The 21,061-nt window shown below is 46.2% G+C and carries 15 protein-coding genes; 8 read left to right on the top strand and 7 right to left on the bottom strand.

All coding sequences use genetic code 11. The features are described 5' to 3' along the window. Positions 1 to 12: 12 nt before the first annotated feature. The 3 genes from W04_RS11840 to W04_RS11850 are packed head-to-tail and all read right to left on the bottom strand — an operon-like array spanning position 13 to position 2,678. The gene (locus W04_RS11840; RefSeq protein WP_045979764.1) at positions 13 to 537 is read right to left on the bottom strand and encodes a MotA/TolQ/ExbB proton channel family protein; all 525 of its coding nucleotides are present in this window, start codon (positions 535 to 537) and stop codon (positions 13 to 15) included. Beyond that, positions 537 to 1,901: a MotA/TolQ/ExbB proton channel family protein gene (locus W04_RS11845; protein ID WP_022946737.1), complete on the bottom strand. Its 1,365-nt coding sequence runs from the start codon at positions 1,899 to 1,901 to the stop codon at positions 537 to 539. The genes W04_RS11840 and W04_RS11845 overlap by 1 nt, the downstream gene beginning before the upstream one ends. Before the next feature lie 6 nt (positions 1,902 to 1,907). Continuing rightward, entirely contained in the window at positions 1,908 to 2,678 is a 771-nt protein-coding gene (locus tag W04_RS11850) for a DUF3450 domain-containing protein (protein ID WP_053910990.1), read from the bottom strand. A 439-nt stretch (positions 2,679 to 3,117) separates the two neighbouring features. Here W04_RS11850 and W04_RS11855 point away from each other — a divergent pair, with 439 nt between their 5' ends. Then, positions 3,118 to 4,323, top strand: a complete 1,206-nt coding sequence (locus W04_RS11855; protein WP_053910969.1) for a DUF547 domain-containing protein — start codon at positions 3,118 to 3,120, stop codon at positions 4,321 to 4,323. 58 nt (positions 4,324 to 4,381) lie between these two features. Further along, positions 4,382 to 6,166 (top strand): putative 2OG-Fe(II) oxygenase, encoded by a 1,785-nt coding sequence (locus tag W04_RS11860; protein ID WP_053910970.1) that lies wholly within the window; start codon positions 4,382 to 4,384, stop codon positions 6,164 to 6,166. A gap of 6 nt (positions 6,167 to 6,172) precedes the next feature. Here the strand turns inward: W04_RS11860 and W04_RS11865 are convergent, their stop codons facing one another. The 3 genes from W04_RS11865 to W04_RS11875 form a co-directional block, all read right to left on the bottom strand. Continuing rightward, positions 6,173 to 7,807, bottom strand: a complete 1,635-nt coding sequence (locus tag W04_RS11865) for a sulfotransferase (protein ID WP_197275962.1) — start codon at positions 7,805 to 7,807, stop codon at positions 6,173 to 6,175. Between the two features lie 95 nt (positions 7,808 to 7,902). Continuing rightward, positions 7,903 to 10,764, bottom strand: a complete 2,862-nt coding sequence (locus tag W04_RS11870) for a TonB-dependent receptor domain-containing protein (protein ID WP_053910972.1) — start codon at positions 10,762 to 10,764, stop codon at positions 7,903 to 7,905. Between the two features lie 245 nt (positions 10,765 to 11,009). After that, positions 11,010 to 13,310 (bottom strand): DNA polymerase II, encoded by a 2,301-nt coding sequence (locus W04_RS11875; protein WP_231658128.1) that lies wholly within the window; start codon positions 13,308 to 13,310, stop codon positions 11,010 to 11,012. 147 nt (positions 13,311 to 13,457) lie between these two features. On the opposite strand from W04_RS11875, the gene dinG reads away from it, so the two are divergent. The 6 genes from dinG to rsmS are packed head-to-tail and all read left to right on the top strand — an operon-like array spanning position 13,458 to position 18,303. Continuing rightward, on the top strand, positions 13,458 to 15,530 hold the full coding sequence (gene dinG / locus W04_RS11880; RefSeq protein WP_053910973.1) for an ATP-dependent DNA helicase DinG: 2,073 nt from the start codon (positions 13,458 to 13,460) through the stop codon (positions 15,528 to 15,530). Next, the gene (locus tag W04_RS11885; protein ID WP_022946729.1) at positions 15,531 to 16,307 is read left to right on the top strand and encodes a TSUP family transporter; all 777 of its coding nucleotides are present in this window, start codon (positions 15,531 to 15,533) and stop codon (positions 16,305 to 16,307) included. Next, a complete protein-coding gene (locus tag W04_RS11890; RefSeq protein ID WP_053910974.1) occupies positions 16,307 to 16,915 on the top strand; it encodes a primosomal replication protein in 609 nt (202 codons plus the stop codon). Before W04_RS11885 ends, W04_RS11890 begins: the two co-directional genes overlap by 1 nt. Next, positions 16,912 to 17,826: a histone deacetylase gene (locus W04_RS11895; RefSeq protein WP_053910975.1), complete on the top strand. Its 915-nt coding sequence runs from the start codon at positions 16,912 to 16,914 to the stop codon at positions 17,824 to 17,826. Before W04_RS11890 ends, W04_RS11895 begins: the two co-directional genes overlap by 4 nt. Positions 17,827 to 17,879: 53 nt before the next feature. After that, complete coding sequence (locus W04_RS11900; RefSeq protein WP_053910976.1) at positions 17,880 to 18,170, top strand: late competence development ComFB family protein; 291 nt, start codon at positions 17,880 to 17,882, stop codon at positions 18,168 to 18,170. Then, positions 18,142 to 18,303, top strand: coding sequence for a pleiotropic regulatory protein RsmS (rsmS, locus tag W04_RS11905; protein WP_053910977.1), 162 nt, complete (start codon positions 18,142 to 18,144; stop codon positions 18,301 to 18,303). Before W04_RS11900 ends, rsmS begins: the two co-directional genes overlap by 29 nt. A 60-nt stretch (positions 18,304 to 18,363) precedes the next feature. Here the strand turns inward: rsmS and W04_RS11910 are convergent, their stop codons facing one another. Continuing rightward, positions 18,364 to 21,054, bottom strand: a complete 2,691-nt coding sequence (locus W04_RS11910; protein WP_231658130.1) for a 7TM diverse intracellular signaling domain-containing protein — start codon at positions 21,052 to 21,054, stop codon at positions 18,364 to 18,366. Between the last annotated feature and the right edge of the window lie 7 nt (positions 21,055 to 21,061).

The following is a 21,061-nucleotide window of genomic DNA, read 5'->3' on the forward strand; positions in this document are numbered from 1 at the left end:
TCAAATCTCTCTCTAGTGATGAGGCAAGCTATCGACGAGCTTCTCTTTAGCCATTTTTGCACGTGCTTCAAGACGTGTACTAAAGAATACACCCGATAGTGCCGCAACCATTCCAGCCATTGTTGGGATTGTTGCCATTGAAATACCTGATGCCATTAGTCGAGGGTTACCTGTGCCCTGAGTTGCCATGGTTTCGAAAACCGCGATCATCCCAGTTACAGTACCTAATAGACCAATAAGTGGACATACAGCTACCAATGTCTTAATCAACAACATGCGCTCATCTAATTTTTCAGACGCTTCAGAAATCCATGCATCGCGGATTCTGTGTGCGTACCAAGACGTAGTGTCCTGGCGGGCGTCCCACTTCGCTACAATCCCCTTTTTCATTTTCGGGAACTCAGAGAGTAGGAACCAATAGCGCTCAATCATTAAAACCCACATGAGGAAGAGTGCTATCGCGACCACGTATAATACCTGGCCGCCTGTGCCAACAAAATCCCTGATAGATTCCCAAATCTCCATCAGGACTAGCATTAGGCTTTCTCCTTCTCCGCGTGAGCAGCGATAATACCGGCGCTTTGCTCATCAAGAACGTGGATGATTGATTTACTGCGACCAGCAACAATAGCGTGAACTAGGATTAGCGGTAGTGCCGCAATTAGACCTAGAGCAGTAGTTACTAGAGCCATTGAGATTGAACCAGCCATGATCTTCGGATCACCTGTACCGAACAAGGTAATTTGTTGGAAGGTGTTGATCATACCTACAACGGTACCAAGTAGACCTAGTAGCGGCGCGATAGCAGCTAAGATCTTGATGATGTTGATACCCGCTTCGATACGTGGCGTTTCACGTAGAATCGCTTCGTCTAGTTTAAGCTCAAGGTTTTCAACGTCTTGGTTTTTGTTGTCGTGGTAAACTTTAAGAATACGGCCCAGCGGGTTACCTTCTGAAGGTGAGCTGGTGTTCTTAAGCTGACTCTTGATTTTACCTGAAACGATAGTTAGGTCGATTAGGCGCACAACAGCGATAAGTAGACCAATCACTAGTAGTACAGCGATGATGTAACCTACTTCTTCACCTTGGTGGAAGCGCTCTTCAGGTGTTGCTTTTTGCGTGTTCAGACGCAGGATTGAGCCACGAGTTGGGTCAATGTAAAAGCCTGTGTACTGGTCTGCTGAAGTACCGATTAGGTCTTTCGCTGAATCAAGTACGAAACCGTCTGGCTGACGACCTAGCGGTTGAATTGCTTGGTTTTCAGCAGAGTAAACTAAATAACCGTCGTCGGTAATAAGGTTAAAGTTACCGATACGAGTTACTTGCTTAGTTGATGTTGAACCGTCTAGCTCTGAAACTTCAGCTTCGAAAGAAGATACTTTCGCAGATTCAGTCATTTCAGTTTGTAGGGCAATCCAAAGCTCTTCTAGTTCACGTGTAGTTGGTAGCTCTTTCGCTGCCGCTAGTGAACGAAGAATTTCAGCACGGCCAGGCTTTTCAGCACTAACCAGTGACGCTTCGATTGAACCAATGGTTTCTTGCGCTGCACGACGTACAACACCGAACATCTCACCTAGTGTACCTTTTGCGTTTTCAAGCGCTTGCTCTTTTTCCGCTAGGGTTACTTCGTTTTGAGCATACTCTTTTTGCAGACGCTCGCCACGTGCTTTTTCTGCTGCAAGTTCACGTTTTGCTTGGTTAAGCAACGCTTGCTTGTCAGCGCGTGCAGACAAGAATTCTTGTTCACGCTGTTTGTTTAGTTTGCCTTCAGAGATACGCTCTTTTTTAACTTGATCAAGGATCTGGTCAAGTACTTCTGTGTTTGCATGAGCGTTAAGCGCAGCACCGGCAGAAACTGATAGTACTGCTGCAACAGCAAAACCTTTAAATAGTTTCTTCATTCTCTATTACTCCGCGCCGAAGATTGGAAGTTTAACAAGATCCGGTGCAGCCTGTTTACGGGCCATACGGATTGTCTCTTTAACAGGCTTTAGGAATTCTTCACCCAAAGCTTCCCACTGCTTAGTGTTGTTGTTCCACACCCAAGCATTCTTCTGGTCGAATGATTGCGCAACATAGGCAATACGACCTAGACGTGCGAAGTCTACAGAGATGTCACGACCGTCGATATTTAGGCTACCTTGGTCAGCAACCATTGTCGTGCTGTAGTCTTTCTCAACCATGTATGCTTCAAGTACCTGACGGAACTTCTCTGAAGTCGTTACAGAAGCACTGCTCATGATTTCACGTAGTTTTTCAACGCGAGCTAGGCGATCTTCGGTATTAAACGGAACGTCCGCTTTGATGAATTGCTCAAGCGTATCGATCATGCGATACATCAAAGGCACAACGTTTTGTTTAGTTTTGTCGATACCTGCAATCTGACGCTCTAGTGATTCAATTTGTGAATTTTGATCATCAACTAGACGCTGAACGTGGTCGTTATAGACCTTCATGATTTCAGTTTCATCAACAGTCGCGCGGTAATCAGCGATTAGCTCTTGCGTTTGACCATAGATGTTATCGATTTTAGTTTGAGACTTTTTAGCAGCCGTTTGGATAGTTGCACCCGCTTTGTGGATGTCATTCAACGGATCTGCCATCACATTGTTGCTTGCAAGTGCAGCTGCGCCAACCAACGCAGAAGCTACAAGACTCTTTCTGATTTTAACAGACATAGTTCCCAACCAATTAAGTAATGTTACTTTTTGAATTTTAATTAGCTTGCCTTGTGACAAACCAACCTAGGTATCTTTCTACTGATACCAACTTGCCAATAATGCTAAAAGGTTCCAGTGCTGTCAACTTGATGTTTATCGCAATTTTCCTTGATTTCGTCTTACTTTTTTGGTTTAAACATATTTTTAACAAATCAATTCTACTTATAAGCCGCTATACTGGGCATTGACATAATTTGGAAATGAAAAGTTAAATTTCTTTTTTTTTACAGTAAGTGAGGTATTAGCGGTAAGTAGCTTACTAAGTCAGTCTGTATCAGCCATTTGTACCTTTTATAAGTAGTCTCATACCTACTCGGTAGGGAAAGGTTAGTTACTCTGTGTTGCTCGCAATCAACATAAGGCAACTATATATAACAATAAACAACAAGGACCTTTTATGTTTAAATTCACCACTGTGCTCACCACCGTGCTTATATTTGTATGCAGTGCCCCAAGCTTGGCTCAGCAAGATCAGGAGCAATCATTGGCGCAGGCCTTCGGTGGTTTCAAATGGAATTCCCAATTTGAAGTCGCATACGATGATATTGACCAACTGTTAGCGATGACCGTTGTTAACACGGGAATGTCGGATCGCTCGCGCTTAAAAAGCGAGCAAACTATCGGCACGCGTATGACATCGGGTCGTAATAAAGCAACAGCGCTCGAAGCTAATCGCTTTTATTTCGAAGGAGTCAAAAAGTCTGATCTCAAGCTCGTACTCACTAAAATAAGAGAAAGCCTGGAAAACTTACCGCAAGAAATGCCCCTAAGTGAGCTTAATAAGAAAGAGCAGCTCGCCTATTGGCTCAATCTTTATAACATGACTCTGTTAGAGCAGCTGGTTAAGCGTTATCCGCTACACTCATTAGATGATGAAATTGAAGATGAAGGGCTCCTTGACGCTAAACTCATTACCGTTGCGGGCCACCCACTTTCACTCAATGACATCCAGCAACGTATTGTGTATCCCAATTTCTCAGAAAAGCCGAATGTCATCTATGGCTTCTATCAAGGTTACATTGGCAGCCCCAGCCTTCACCCCGCAGCGTTTAAAGGGGCCACTGTATATAAGCAACTAGAAAAACGCGCAGAAGAGTTCATTAATTCAAATCGCGGCGCTCAAGTTGATGATGAAATACTTGAAGTGTCACAGTATTACCGACAAGCCACATTTTATTTCCCTCAGCTTCAAGATGACTTGAAACGCCATATTGCTATTTATGCTAAAGGCCAATTCGAATATGACCTACGTAACGTTGAAAAAGTTGAGATTGAAATTGAAGATTACACACTCGCCGACTTAACTGGTTCGGCCCGCCAAATTGGCGGCGGCGTCGCGAGCAATCAAGCTGGTATGCTCGATGCCGTTGTTAATGGTTCTGGTGGACAAGCTGCGGGGATGGCGGGCGCGGATGGTGGTTTAGGTGCGCAAAACGTAGGCGTGGTATCACAAACTATGCAAACGCGCACTGCAGACTTCGGTCGCTTTACTCCTGAACAGGCAGAAATTCTGCGTAAGATAAGAGAAAAGCAGGAAATAGCAGCCGGCTCTGTGGAAATCAAAGATATCGATAAAGAGAAAAAGGAAAAGTCGGAAAACTAACATTCAAATGCAGCATTGAAATGTTACTATAAGGTAAAGTTAACATTTCAATGCTGTAATGAAACATTATCAAATCGCGTTCGCGCTTTATCAAAAAGGTCAGTTTTCCCAATCACTCAGCGCCTTAGAGAAGGCCGCTGAACAGAGCCCACAGGATTTATTACTCAAAGCGGCTAATTTGATTTCCTTGAATCAAGGTGCTGATGCTGAACGCGTCCTTCAAGAACTTTTGCGTATTGAACCTGCAAATTTAGGGGCCCAATTTGAGCTCGCTAAGTTGCAATTTAAACGACAAAGCTTTTGTGAATGTATTACCACATTGGCTAATTCAAAGCGCAACGAAGCCGCGAACTTACTCTATATCGACGCGCTGATACGGACCTTACAGCTACGCGAAGCCAAAACCTTATTACTACAGAGTAAACGCTCTACCGAGCAGGCGATACATTGGCACTTGCTGGATGTGGACTATGAGCTTGCCTCTGGGCATTACCTGGAGGCCAGTGAGTTGCTTCATCAGCTACTAAACCAACACCACAATAACTTTCATTTACAATATAAATTAGCTTGCCTGTACCGTGATGTAGGTGAAACTGAAAAGGCCAAAGCACTTTTTATCGACTTACAAAAACAGCAGCCAAAACTGCCCGAGTTGAGCTATGTGGTTGGATGTTGCGCTTACGAACTCGGTGATTATCGTAGTGCGCAGCAAGCATTACTTCACACCCTCAGCTTAGCTCCGAATTATATTCCCGCACACGAAAGTTTAAATAAGCTTTACTGGCACACCGAGCAAGAACAACACTATATGAGCAGTTATAAACAGACACTGCATCATTATGACTGGCACCCAGATTTAGTGTTGTCCGCCATCGAACAACTAATACGCATAGGCCATATAGATGAAGCTCAGCAGCTATGTGCCCAAGGCCTTGGAAAATTCAATGGCGACCCTCGGTTTGTGCATGCAAAAGCGCTGATTTTAGATAAACAAGGTAATGGCGAGCAGGCTTACTCCTTGTTCCGAGAAGCTGCCAATTTATGCCCCAGTGTCACACGTTACCAAATTGATTTGGCGAACTGCGAACTTGAGCTGAGTCATTATCACACTGCCGAAACACTCATAAAACAAGCGCTAGATTACGCCCCAGACAATCAAGAGCTATGGGCTTATTTAAGCACAATATGGCGCTTGAAGGGCGATGAGCGATGGCAGTGGCTGTGCGACTACGAGCACACGGTTAAGGTTAAATCATTACCTACGCCTGCTCGTTTTTCTCAATTGTCGGACTTCTTATCTGAACTCTCAGCGCTGTTAACAGCTAAGCACCGTAAAGTGACCAAGCAACCATTAGATCAAAGCGTTGAATTAGGCACACAAACTTCAGGTAACTTGCTGTTTTCTAATCATGTGCTCATAAAAGAATACAAATGGGCATTGCACCTAGCCATTACCGAATATTTAGCATCTCTACCAACCGATCGTTCACACCCCCTTTATAGACGTAACTATGGCCAGTTTAAAGTCAATGGCAGTTGGTCGGTACAGCTTGGAAAAGGCGGTTATCATCGCAACCATATCCATCCCTCTGGATGGATTTCAGCCCCGGCTTATATTCAAGTACCGCAGTCAATGCATAAGGATGATCCTACACGAAGTGGGTGGCTGCGACTTGGAGAAACCTGTTTGGATTTAGGTGAGCGAGAGCAGATAGATAAACTCATTTGCCCTCAGCCGGGGCAAATTATTATTTTCCCAAGCTATCTGTGGCATGGCACCTACCCTATCACCAGCGAACAACCGCGTATCACCTTGCCCACGGACATTATGCCAACCGCTTGAACCGGCTCACAGCAGTTCACTGAAATAAGGGAATGCGCGCTGCGCTAAAATCGCCTCTTTATAGTGCTTAAAACGGCCGACGGATGAGCTATACAAAGGCTTTCTAACTTGCCATACGCTTGCAGTTCTGACATGTGAGCGCTGATTATGAAAGCGCTCTGCCTCACCGTCATACTGAATACCTAGCTGAGAAAACAATGTCGTGAGCACTTGCTCCGGCTGCGCTACTAGTTGTTCATACTCGACAGTCATAATGTCATTGCCGTACTGCTGATGCCAGTGCGCTTTGAGGCGCTGTTGATGTTCATACATATGGCGAATGTTATCAAGGTCCGTTGCATAGTTAAGGCTCGGCCCCAAGCGCTGAAAATAAGCCGAAAGCGCGTTATCTCTTACATCACGTTGCGTCCATATCACTTTTAAGCCGGGGTAGAGCTGCTTTAATATGTCTATATAGAGGTAATTTTCGGGCCGCTTATCAGTAACCCAATCGTGCCCTTTCGCCACACTCACTAACAAGTCATCATACGCATGAGCGAAACCCGGCGTCCCTGCTTTATTTAGCAATTGGATTGGTTTGTTGGTGAGCTCAAAAAGCTGGCGATGTACAAACTCCAACTCACCACCAGCCTGAATATAGCTGCTAGCACCTAATATTTGTTCTAATAAGGTCGAACCCGAGCGGAACATACCACAAATGATGATTGGCTGGACTGATGGCGAGTCTTGCGCGGCTAGCTGAGATATATGTTCGGCGCGGGCGAAAATATTTTGTTCAATGCGCTCAAGTGAAGCAACATTGAATGGTGCAAGAGATTGCTTATTGAGAGAATTAGCTTGATAGTAATGCCTCCACGCCTGTTTATATAGCTTCGCATCATCGAGCGCTTTGCCACAACTATAATGTAAATCACACCTTCGTTGCGCGGGCATTTTAGTCATCACATCTTGGCATCGAGTCACATAATTGTGCGCCGACTCAGTATTGAACTGATCAAGGTCAGCAAGGCGCGACAGTGCCAATGGGTGCTGCGCGTCAATGGTCAGTACCTGCTCAAATAATTGCTTTGCAGCGCATTTGTCTCCGGCAAACTCTTTAATCGCAGCGAGGTTAAAGAGAGCATCAACATAATCTGGTTTTAGCTCCAGAGCTTTACCTAGCCACTGTTGCGCGGTTTCTGGGTCGAGTAACAGCTCAGAGTACACCAATGCCAAATTGAGGTGCACCTCATGAGGGTCTTCAATGCCGAGCTCTAAGGCTCGCTCAAAGTGCGTTATCGCTATTTCTGGGCGCGTTGCTTTGCGGGCATAATACCCGCAATTGAAATGTGCTGTGTCGTCGGTGTCATGACACTGCAAATAACGCTCATATCCAGCGCAAATAAAAGTAAAGTCTTCTAAATGCTCACCAATATCAGTAATAACTTGACGATACTCGCGACTACTCGGGTTTAGTTGCTGTAAACACACAACATAGTTTTTGGCTTCCTCCCAGCGCTGCTCTGCTAAGGCTAAGCGCAGTAATTGGCGAAGCGCAGGCTCTTTTGTGTCGGTTTTTTTAGCTAACTCTTGGAGCAGAGTAATGGCTTGCCTTTTATTGTCTTCTTTTAATAGCGCTGCGGCATGTTGCAAGCTAGTCAAGCGACCTCCAAAAACCATAAGATAGGATTATTAATATTAAAATTTAGCAACAAAAAAAGCGAGCCGAGGCTCGCTTTTTCAGGGATTAAACAAGTTTAGAACTTGAATGTTACGTTTGCGTGGAAATAACGACCTAATGTGTCGTAGAAACCAGCAATCGCGTTACCGTTGGTAGAAAGCGAACCGCCTACCAATGGTGGCTCTTTATCCATGATGTTGTTAACACCCACTAATACGCTAGTGTAATCATTGATAGTGAAGCTACCTTTAAGATCTAAGTAACTTTGTGAGCTGATGCCATCTTGAACAAGCGTATCATCACCACTGTAGTCACTAACTTCGCCGTAGTAACGCCATTTCAACGTAGCACGCCAGAAGCTGCCAGTGTCATAGTTCATAGTGAACACGTGACGCCACTCAGGCTGTGCAAAACACCCATTATCAAGTGTACCTACACAGTCATACGCCTCAGTAATACCTGGGAGGTTATCGTACTCTTTGGTGATGAAATATGAACCAATTAAGTTAGTTGAAAGCGTACCGCCTGCAACCTCAAAGTCATAGTTTGCAGAAAGGTCGATACCTTCCCAATGCAATTGACCCAAGTTGATATCTGTCGCTACCACTTGACCGCTACCTACCCATAGGCTGCCGCTTCCTGGTGTACGTTGAACGTTATCACATACTGCTGGGTCTCCAGTAATACCACACTGACGAACAATGACTTCAGGGTCGATATTGCCAATCGCGTCTTCAAGTTCAATATCCCAGTAATCGAGTGAGAAGTTAAGCCCTTCAATTGGCTCAGCCACTAGACCTAGGGTAATGGTATCCGCGATTTCAGGTGTCAAGTCAGGGTTACCACCGAAGAAACCATTATACTGATCCGCAGGGCTCTTACCTACGCTACCGTATTGGGAAGCAGATACACCTGTGTTCGCACATTGTGTGGCTGTAAGTTCTGGCTCATCGCCTGCACATGGATCTACACCTGGCCATAAACCAGAGCTTTGCTGTGCGAAGAGCTCACCGTTGTTTGCAGCACGTACTGCACGGTTATAGCTTGCACGGATTTTCCAATCAGACGTTACATCCCAGTTAATGGCTGCTTTATAAGTAGGCTCTGAACCTGAGGTGCTGTAATCTGACCAACGGTAGGCTAAATCAAGGGTGAAGTTTTCGAAGCCTGTTTTACCCTCTACAATCGGTAGGCTTACCTCTGTGTAGAATTCAGTTACATCGTAACTACCTTCCAAGCTCTTAGTTGTGCCACCTTGACCTAAAAGAAGGCCTTGCGCGTATACTTCATCGGCTGTACGTTCAAAGTTTTCTTCACGATACTCTGCACCAAATACCGCTGCGATTGGGTAATCTGAGCTCGGTAGCGTGTAATCGAATTCACCTGAGACGAAACCACCTAGGATGATTTGCTCTGTAACACCGTTCAAGATAGCTGTACCTGTAAGCGCTCCTGCCGCTTCTGGAGTTACACCCTCGTAGGTGAATACTTCGTATGGAATACAACCATCGCTGTCTGCACAGCTTTCACCATTCGCTGAAAGCGCTGTGGTGATACGTGGACCAAAGAAGTCGTTAATATATGCTGACGACGACGACGTTGAGCCGTATTGAGCAGTCACATCATACGTCCAAAGGTCGCTCAGCTCACCGCGCGTACCCAATACCATACGGAATGAGTTGTGCTCAAGCTTATCTGAACGAGGACCGCCTTCTACGTTACGCTTACCAATGTAGGTTGCGAACTGATCACCAGAGCCAATGCCGAAACGATCTGCTAGCGCTTCACGTTGTGCATCAGAGATAAGTGGGCTATCGAAATCCATTACATAACTGGTATCGAAGAAGGTGCCTGATTCCGCGATTTGCGCTGTAGTGCGGTCACGCATGAACATAGTTTCAACATAAGGGTTGAAGTGTTCATTAATTTCATAATTAGCAAATAAACCAAATGTATGACGCTCATCTGGGCGCATAAAGTGGTTAATTGGTGCATAGTTATACACATTGCCTACTGAATCGGTGAAGCCACTGTCTGGCGTAAGTGTCCAGTACTCATACATGTCTTCGCCGAAATCTACACCACCGGTTTCGGTCGGAAGTGATACGTAGAAGTTAGGAATAACCGCGTTACCAGAACCACCACACGCAGTACCTGCAGCGTCTAATGCACATGAAGAGTAGTCACGTGCACCTTGACGCAGCTCGTTTTGCTTAGTGTAGGTAACATAGCCGACCGCATGACCTTTACCGCCATCAAAGGTGCCGCCAAGTGTTGCACTGAAATCAAACGCCGCGCCATCAAAACCGTCGCTACCGCTTGGATATTCGAAGCCCTTCTCATCCATCAACCCTTGGATGTACTCATTGTCATTATCGTGTTGGTACGCAGAGCCACCAATATCAACTTGGAAGCCTTCGAAGTCATCATTCATTACGAAGTTAACAACACCCGCTACCGCATCGGCACCATAAGTTGTTGAACCACCACCGGTCATTACTTCAACGCGTTTAATTAACGCAGCTGGAATTTGGTTAATATCAGCCGATTGCGTGTAAATACCACCAGCCTGTGCTCGACGACCGTTGATAAGTACTAGCGTACGCTGAGCACCCATACCACGAAGGTCAAGTGTTGCTGTACCGGTTGCACCATTTGATTGGAAAGCAGTTTGTGATGCTTCGATTTGCGGTAGGTTATTCATGATATCTTCGACGCGGGTAAAGCCCGACATAGCGATATCTTCTGCAGAGGTTACTTGTACTGGAGTAGCTGTTTCAAGATCAGTACGCTTGATACGCGAACCGGTTACTTCGATACGCTCAACATCATCAGCACCTTCTTCAGCAGCGATGGCATTTGCCGAAATGCCTGCTGTTGAAGCAGCACCAAAAGCAAGTGCTAAGCGCACTGATTTTGCGATTTTGCTATTTAACATTAGATTCTCCCTGGATCACTTGTAGACGTGATTGTTTTTATCGCGGCTGTTAACCGCTTGTAATTAAATGCACTAAGTAATGCACTTTGATTGTGATAATAAACAATTATGGAATTATCGGTCAACACCAAATTAACAAAACAACTATATCTATAACAAATAACGCTTAATAAATATAAAATCCCAACACTTAGATCAAAAAAAGGAACAATGGGGATGCTTTTGTAAACAAAGGGGTTTTTAGATTAAATTAATGTGAATTGACTATCTAGAGGGCAGTGAAGCGATACATCGCACACATCAGCAATATCATCGATGATGGGTTTTAGCTGTTTCTCAAGGTAATGTGCTAAGTCCAGTGGCCTACTGCTAGGGGTGCAGCGAGGACCATCAACTGTTATAACGTACTCAACCCAATCACCTTTAGCGTAACTTTGAGTACTATTTCGTGCAGCTTTCACATGAGGGGGGGTTGCTTTGGTGTATTCATCAGGGTTTTTACCTAAGCGTTTCGCATAAGTTAAAAGCTGATCATTGTCCCCTTTCTGTAAAGTGTTAACATAACTATCAATGATATGTTGCAGATTTGCACCAGTGAATAACCCTTGAAACAGTTCACCTTGAAACTTTCTCGCCAGTGGCGTCCAGTCGCTACGCACCGACTCCATGCCTTTAAAAACGAGCTCGCGGTGCTTCTGGACCAATAAACCGGTGTAACGTTTCTTCGTTCCCACGTCTTTATGCCTTGCCTTGGGCATAAAAAAAGGTCGATATAGGCTTTCGTATTCAAGCTCCAAATAACTAGGTATTCCATAGCTTTGTTCAAGTGTTTGTCGCCAACGGTCGTTAATTTTTGTCACTAACTCTTTGGCTAACGTATGACTTTGTTCGTCACTAAGCTCTTCGGGTAGTGCGATAAAGGTAGAGTCGGTATCGCCATAAATCACATCAACGCCGTATTCAATCAGCCACTGTCGCGTTGTTTGCATAATATCGTGCCCGCGCAGGGTAATCGAGCTGGCTAATCTTGGGTCATAAAAGCGACAGCCTTTTGAGCCAAGCACGCCGTATAGGCTGTTCATGATAATCTTGATGGCCTGCTGAAGATGAGGGTCACGGTGCTTTTTGGCTTCTTGACGGGCCTGTGCGAGGCTGGCAACCAAATCAGGAAGATGATGTTTGCTGCGAGAAAAAAATGCCTCATGATACCCAGCAATTGCGTCATCAGGAGCATTGAGCCCTTCTATTAAGCCCATGGGATCGATACAAAAGGTACGAATAATACTCGGATAAAGGCTTTTAAAGTCAAGAACTGCAACATTTTGATAAAGACCGGGCACCGAGTCCATCACATAACCGCCTGGGCTGTCGAAGGTCAATCCATGATCGCCTAAATTAGGAGCCACATAACCACTGCGATGTAACAATGGCAAATAAAGGTTGGTGAACGCCGCCACCGACCCTCCTAGCCGTTCCAATGGCAGCCCTGTAAGCTGGGTCCGCACAATAGCAAAGTCGACCAATTCAAGACGAGCAAAGATGGCTAATACAAGCTCACAGTCTTTTAAGTTATATTCAGCAAGTTGCAGTTTATCTTCGTTGAAAAGCCGGGAAATCTCGGAAACTTTGTCTTTATTTCCGATAAGCTTTCGCTCGCCAAGGATTTCGTGGGCAACATTATCAAGCGCAAAGCTGGGGTAGTAATATGTGGCGTTTTTAAGCATATCAATGCCATCAAGTACAGCGCGCCCGGGAACTATAAGCTTAGCGACTTTTCCTCCGCGCCACACAACCGCCTCGTTATTGCGTCCTAAATTAAGACGAATACCCAATTGTTGAGCGCGATAGCACAGCAGCTGAAAGTCAAAGTCGACCACATTCCAACCAACGATCACATCAGGGTCTATATGGTGTATGTGCTCTTGTAACCGCACGAGCAAAGCGGCCTCATCCTCAACATACTCAAGCCACGGACGCTCTTCGGTGCTACGCCCAACCATCAGCACCTTTTTAAACCGTTCACTTACCAAGCCAACACTGTAAAGCACACCATCGCCACTGCATTCAATATCCAGCGATAAAACCCGCAAAGTGGGCCGGTAGTGGGGATGGCTTTTAAACCGCGCTTGGACTAAGGAGCCATTAGCACTGAAGGTGCCGTCTACCCAAACGCCGCCGCGAATAAATCGCTCCATTAAGAAACGGTCGTGCGCGCGGATATCATCTTCGTATAACGTAATCCCCTGCTCTTTAAGCTGTTCTCGCGCCGCATAAAACTGATTCAAGTGCGTAAAATAACACCCTGCCATGGGTTTACCGGCAAAAGAGTGCAGCGTTACTGCGCGGATATCACAAGGTAAGTTAGCGGCTTGGAGTAATTTTATCACTCGCTGCTGCTGCGATTGGGCAACGAAAAATACCGCAGACTCAGCGACAGCTTGTGCTTTAACTGGGCCGTTGTCTGTGGCCAGCCAAAAGACATGACTGATACCATCGCTCAGTTGCCGTGTTTGCGCGGAAAGGATAAACCCTGCTATTGGAGCCAACCGAATACCTATAGAAGTGAGTAAATACAGCGCGTTGTTTTCTATGTCTTGCCCAAGCATCACAACATAAGTGAATTGTCACTTGAGTCATATGCAGCCACACTCTAAAATGGTCGCACTGTAAATATATACATAAGTTGATACACCATGCTATCCGATCCGCTGAAAAAAACAATCCGAAACGCTCATCAGCGGATAGCTTCAAGCATGGACGATTATCGCCCTCGTGCTAGCCAAAACTACTTGGTCGCAGAAATAGCAAAAACACTCGCTGGTGAATACGACAAAAAGCAGCGCATTTGCGTGGTCGAAGCGGGTACCGGAACCGGCAAATCTTTGGCATATTGCTTAGGTGCCCTACCACTGGCACTCAAACGTAATAAAAAGCTGGTGATTGCAACCGCTACAGTGGCCTTGCAAGAGCAGCTGCTCTATAAAGAGTTACCCTTTTTTGCCCAGCACAGCGGTCTTACTTTTAGTTATGATTTGGTCAAAGGCCGGGGACGCTATATCTGTGCCCATAAGCTCCATAACGCCGTCAATGGCGAGCAAGAGCAACTCGCGTTGATGCCCACTTTAAGCTCTCCTTTGAGTGACATGGAGCAAAAATGCCTGCATCAGCTGCATGATGCTTACCAAAACAAACAGTGGCAAGGTGACCGAGACTCATGGGCCGACGTGATCCCAGATCGCGTATGGCACCTTATTGCCTGTGATAAGCATGCCTGCCAACGGCAGATGAAAGCACACCAAACCTGCCCTTTCCATCTTGCGCGGCAAAAAATAGCGCAAATGGATGTGTTAGTGGCCAACCACAGTCTATTGTTAGCCGATTTGGAGCTCGGCGGTGGCGTGATTTTGCCGGAGCCAGAGAACTGTATTTATGTGATTGATGAAGCGCACCACTTACCGCATATCACTCGCGACTTTTCATCTGCAGCAGCCACCTTAAAAGGGACTCAGGATTGGCTCGAGAAACTACTCAAATTCAGCGGCAAAATGGCGCAAACCATTTTTAGCGCCAGCGCATCAGGTAGCCAGTTTAAACTCAATGATGCCCTTGATGATGTGGCCAGAGGCATGAAAGCCGTGCTGAGTATGCTTGATAGTGCAGACTTTCAATACACCGAAGACGACACCTATCGTTTCTCACACGGAGTGCTGCCGCAACAGCTCACAGTGCAAGCCAAAGATATCAGTGAAGCCAGTAAAACGGCGCTACGCACCCTCAACAAGATGCACGAAGCGCTCAGTAGTGACGTAAATGATGGCGATGTGAAGCCGTTTATTGCTGACCCTATTTTAGCTGAAAGTGGGCAATATATAGCCCGTTTAGAAACGCTACAAAAGCTGTGGCAAAGTTATGCTAAAGAAAGCGAAAGCGTTCCCCATGCCAGGTGGATAAAGCGCATGGAGTATAAAAACCACCATGACTACCTCCTGAGTGACTGCCCTATTGAAGTGGGGTTTTACCTCAAAGATAAATTATGGCGCGAGTGTGCAGGAGCGGTATTGTGCTCGGCCACGCTCAGCGCCTTGGGCTCCTTTGAACATTTTGCCCATGAAAGCGGGCTACGCTCAGAGCAAGGAGTTAAGTTTATCAAGGTGCCCTCACCGTTTGATTACCCCAATCAAGCGCAGCTGCATATTCCCAAAACCGAGTGTGAGCCAACCGACAAAGCGTTTAGCGATTACCTTGCCAAAGCATTGCCCAATACCCTAGATAAATCCAAAGCCAATCTGGTGTTGTTTGCTTCCTATTGGCAAATGCACCATGTCGCCGAACGTTTGCGTAAACAAGGGTGGGACATTTTAATGCAAGGCGAGCTATCTCGGGATACACTGATCCGACGCCATAAGCGCCGTATTGATGATGCCCAAGGCAGTGTGCTGTTCGGCACCCAAAGTTTGTCTGAAGGCCTCGATTTGCCAGGCGATTACCTGACTAATCTAGTGATCACAAAAATCCCGTTTGCGGTGCCCACCTCACCGATTGAAGAAGCGCAAGCAGAGTTTGTAGAGCAAAAAGGAGGCAACCCATTTTTATCCATTACCGTACCGGACGCCGCCAAGAAATTAGTACAAAGCTGTGGTAGACTGCTGCGCAAAGAAAGAGACAGTGGTGTGATTACCATTTTCGACCGTCGCTTAATCACCAAGCGTTATGGTAAAGCCATGCTCGATACCTTGCCGCCCTTTAAACGAAAAATAGATTATTAGATGTTTGAACTAGCTCTCGACCCATCGACTTGGGCCATTTTATGCGCCGTAGCCCTTGCTGCAGGCTTTATAGATGCTATCGCCGGCGGCGGCGGTATGTTAACCGTACCGGCCCTACTTACTGCCGGATTACCCCCGCATTTAACTCTAGGGACTAACAAGTTAGCGGCCAGTTTTGGCTCACTGACAGCCAGTGTCACCTATTACCGTAAACGTTTGTTCGACCCTAAGTTCTGGGCTGCGTCAATTCTCGCCACCGCTATCGGCGCTACCCTAGGCACCTTATTGGTCGATAGTATGAGCACCGAGTTTCTAAACAAACTCATTCCTGTGGTGATCATCGCCGTCGCTATCTACTCCTTATTTGGCAAGCTCAGTCCACAGCAAAGTAACGATTTACCGCTGCTTTCTGGCGCTATGCGCATAAAACAGTGGCTCCAAGGCTTGGCCTTAGGCTTTTTCGATGGCATGGCTGGCCCAGGCACGGGCACATTCTGGACCGCGTCAAATAGCCTCCTTTATAAAATGAGCCTGCTGATCAATTGCGGTTTAGCCCGCTCAATGAATTTTGTCAGTAACTTTATTTCGCTGATCACCTTTGTAGCCCTTGGTCATGTTAACTTCTTACTCGGCGCTACCATGGGGTTATTCTTGATGTTAGGGGCCTGGCTGGGGGCTCATTCAGCTATTCGCTTCGGCTCAAAAATGATCCGCCCGGTATTTAACACCGTTGTTATTGTGTTAGCACTGAAACTCGTCTATGAGGCTTATTTGTAATGAGCTCTGGCCATGCATTAGCGCGATTACAGCAGCAACTGGAGCGTCTGCGCAGCGATGCTGAACAGTTTGATAAAGCCAATTGGTTTGCTAAAAATCGTTTTATGCAATCCAAACATGCATTGTTCGATCGCAGTGTGTTTAATAGCAAAAGTATGCTGCTCGTTGATTACGTTGATGAAGTGCAAACGCAACTTGAAAGACTAACGAGAAGCCTTGAGCATCAAGGTCGTCATCAATATGGTTTCGCTCTCACGCATATTACCGAGCAAATAGAAGCCATCGTCAAAGTGCTTAAAGCAACCTCTGTGTGGGCGAAAGAAAATACACCTACGGCGAGGGCAAAAAAGTATCAAAAAGCGGTGAAAAAAATTATTCAGCCAACCAATGAGCTTTATCAAGAGCTGGCTAAAAATCACGAATTTGAACGTCGCTTGGGGCATATGATTGACGACCGCAAACAACAGATGCATGGCGCTGATGCCACCACCGTTGCTAAGTTAAATCAGGAAGTCTTAGCGCTGCACGCACGCTTAGGACGCTGCCGTAAGGCCATTAGCGCCTGTGAAGAAAAAATACAATTAGCAGAGAAACAAGCGATACGATGAAATTATTTTATCACCCTATCTACTCTCAGCTCGACCTACCTGCTCACCATCGTTTTCCAATCAGTAAATATCAACAACTCTTCGACATGCTGTGCGCACACCCAGAACTCAAATCAGGTTTTACTATTAGTTGCGCCGAACCTATCTCGGTGAGCACGTTAGAGCTTGCTCATGATGCTGACTATGTTCATCAGTTCATCACTGGCACGTTGGCGAATAAAGCGCAAAAACGCATCGGCTTTAGCCACAGCGACGCATTGGTAGAGCGCACCCTACAATCAGTTGGCAACACTTTGGGCGCAGCCCAAGCGGCACTTAAAGACGGGGCCGCGATGAACTTAGCGGGCGGTTACCACCATGCCTTTGGCAACTATGGCAGTGGCTTTTGTATTTTTAATGATGCTATCACTGCAGCCCGATATTTGTATCAAGCAGGGCTCATTGATAACGCCCTCATTATTGATTTAGATGTTCACCAAGGTGATGGCAGCGCCGCTATCGCTGAAAGGGACGACGCCATTACAACCTTGTCATTGCATGGTGAGCGTAACTTTCCACGCATCAAGCAAAGCTCAGACTACGACTTTGCTCTGCCTTTGCATTGCGACGACCGTGTTTACTTGGAGACACTCACACAAGCGCTAAAGTTAACGCAGCGTCTGCATCGCCCGGATATTATTTTCTATAATGCCGGGGCCGATGTACACAGCGATGACGAGTTAGGAACCCTAAGCTTAAGCTTGGCCGGTGTCGGCGCCCGTGATGCTCAGGTGCTTACTCATGCAAAGCACCATGAAATCCCAATTTGCACCATGCTTGGCGGCGGATATCAACGCAATGTAGAGCAGCTTGTCAAAGTGCATTGGCAACTTTTAAAGCAATTTCATCAGTGCTTTATATTGGACAGTTAGGTAACCTGAGCTATGCTAATTAAGATGGTATAGTTACGGGAAAACAGTGAGTTATGAAACTACATGACGACGTCCACAATTATTACGAAAAGTTGGTATTAGAGGAAATCGATCGCCAACAATTGCAGCATATGTATGACAGCGATACACTAGCGGACCTATGTTGTACGGTGCTCAATCAACTTCCACCCCGCTATATTCGCTTTGATGTTGACATGGCATTTTACCTATCCACAGCTGAAGCTGAGCAAATGCAGGAGAAGGTTGAGGCCGCCATAAAAGTAGCCTTAAGCCTAATCGCAAAGCGAGGAAGTCATGCCCAAACCCGAGAACAATCTCGATAACGCACCAGAAGAAGTAAAATTAGCCGTAGACCTAATCATGCTGTTGGAACAAAACGACATTGAACCAAGTACCGCGCTCGCGGCACTGGAAATTGTGCGCCAAGATATGCAAAGGCGATTACAATCAGACTGAGTCGTTTAATCTAAACTGCGCCACCCGTCCTCGCTTGCTTTACCTTGAAAAAGCGACCCATTAACATAAGTTCGGGTCGCGCTTAAGCGCATCGTGCTCAAGCTTAGCCAGCTCTGCGATGAGGCCATCAATTAATCCCATAGCCTGTTCTGGGTGCTCACTTTTTAATATCTTATCCGCTTGCTCCGCTAACGCTTGAAGCTGCTCGAAACCAAACATTGCAGCGCTTCCTTTAAGGGCATGAACCGACTTACCAAGCCCGATCAGGTCCCCATATCTGGATTGGTTTTCTAGCTGCACCCGCTGCTCAGCCAATCCTGATACATAGTCATCGCGAAGAGCCTGCATATCCGACTCAGGTAAATCAATATCAACAAATTGCTCCGGCAGTGCGAGATAGTGGGCAATCTTTTTAGCAAACTGTTCTCTGTCGATGGGTTTGCCAAGGTGATCCGCAAATCCAAGCTTTAAATATCGCTCAATTTCATGGCTCATGGTATTCGCCGTGAGTGCTATCACCGGCGTAGTGCATCCCGTCGCTTGCAAAAACGACAGTGCTTGCTCGCCATCCATAATCGGCATTTGGATATCCATCAACACTAGGTCGAAGTCTCTTTCCAACGCCTGAGTGACAGCTAACTGCCCGTTTTCGACCCAAGTCACCTGCAATCCCATGCGCTCCAATATACGCTGCAGCAATTTAGCATTATCACGGTTATCCTCTGCCAACAGTACATGGCCATGCAGCTCACTTTGAGCGATACAATCCTCACTATGCTCATCTGCATTGAGCGCTTTGCTGTAGCTCTCTAACCATTGCGTTTGCTCAGTTGTTTTAAGCGCTAAGTCGACAGTAAAAGCGGTGCCCTGCCCCTGAATACTCTGCACGTCAATATCGCCGCCGAGTTTGCGCGCCAAGCTCTTTGATATATTTAGGCCCAACCCAGTGCCACCATATTTACGTGACGTGGAAGAGTCCGCCTGATAGAAGGCTTCAAATAGCTGAAACTGTTCTTGCTCACTCATGCCAATACCGGTGTCTTTTACGGTGATAATAAGGCGCTCATCCTTTGCTGCAACATCAATATTAATGCTGCCAACACTGGTAAACTTTAAGGCATTGGCGGTTAAATTTAACAGTATTTGTCGTAACCGAGTGGCGTCGGTGTAGATATAGTCCGGCAATGGAAAGTGGTAATGCAACGAAAATCCCAAACCTTTATCGCGAATTTGCTTACCAAGAATAGACTCCACTTGGCCTATGGCGCTAAATAAGTGCGTTTTCGCGCTTTCGACCTCAAGACGGTTGGCTTCTATTTTCGACATGTCGAGAATATCATTGAGTAAACCAAGCACATGGCGGGCGTTTTGTGCAATCACATGGGTCGCTTGGCTTTGCTCATTCGCTTTTACATCCCCTAATAACAGCCCTTCGGCGTAACCAATGATAGAGGTCATAGGAGTGCGGATCTCATGGCTCATGTTCGCCAAAAAGCGAGTTTTTGCTTCGCTGGCATCCCGTAGCTCAACCGTTAACGCCTGCAACTCCCCCGTACGCTCTTGCACTTTTGCTTCAAGATTTTTAGTTAATTCAACATTGGCATCATTAATCAGTCTAAACTTGTCGGCCACGGCAAAAGCGAGTAACAACGCATCCAACGCTGTACCGATTAAACCAAGGTGATACAAATTAATATTGACCGAAGGCAATAGCCCAAGATTAGTTAAGTTGCCCACCATATTTGGTAGCGCCATACACATGTAAGCCAACACAAAATAACGGGCTGGTTTGTAGCCTTGCATTATTCGTCTAATACCAATGTAAAGCCCTAAACACAGCGCTATCGCGGTCGCGAATGTGGCCCAAATAAACCCAGCTCCGGGGGAGATTACACTTATTGGCAAACCAATTAACGACACCCATGAGAAGATTAACGCTCCTCGGGCAAACCGTGGGTGGGTCTCATTAAGCTTGAGCAGGTGGATGTAAAATAGGGTATTAGCCAAAGGTGTTAGAATAAAGCCAAACCAGTGCAGAGCGGTCAAGTCGATGGTAAAAAGCTGGCTCGGAATATGAAAGAAGTGACTCCATGCAAACACCCAGGCGGCAGTAAAAAATGCATAGTAAAGATGGGTTTTGTCTTTCGAACCTAGATAAATCAATAAGTTATAGAGCCCCAGTACAATACCCACACTGAAACACAGCATCATGATGAGGTTTTCCCAAATCGCTTGCTGCTGATAGTCACCCGGCGTAGATAGCTTTATCTTGGGTGGGGTATAAAATGCCGCGCTATGAAACTCAGTCACGATAATTACCGACTCATCTACCGGCAGGGTGAGTGTTTTCCCATAGTGAAAAGCAAATTCATACTGACCGCGCTCACCGCTTTGATAAAGCGTGCTTCCTGATTGCGTAAATACCTGCGTATTAATGACAGATACCACGCTATTGTAGGGGGCATACACCCACTGCTGCTGCGCAGACTGATTGGTAACCTTGTAGACGCTAACGTAACGCCCACCAAATAACTGCGGACGCTCTACTTTAGGCTGCTGTTCGAGCCAGCTAAGTAACTGTTTTTTTGATGTCGGTAATTGAGCTGTTTCGCTGATGCGGTAGTAATGGGGTGGCACGTCAAAATCCACGGAGTTCTGTGTTACCACCACGTGCTGCAAACTCGCCGAATGTGTCTGGGCACTTATCAGCAACAGTAACCCCATCAATACCTGTATTAAGTGCCTCGTCACAACAACC

Source organism: Pseudoalteromonas sp. SW0106-04 (assembly GCF_001293805.1).
GTDB lineage: Bacteria > Pseudomonadota > Gammaproteobacteria > Enterobacterales > Alteromonadaceae > Pseudoalteromonas > Pseudoalteromonas ruthenica.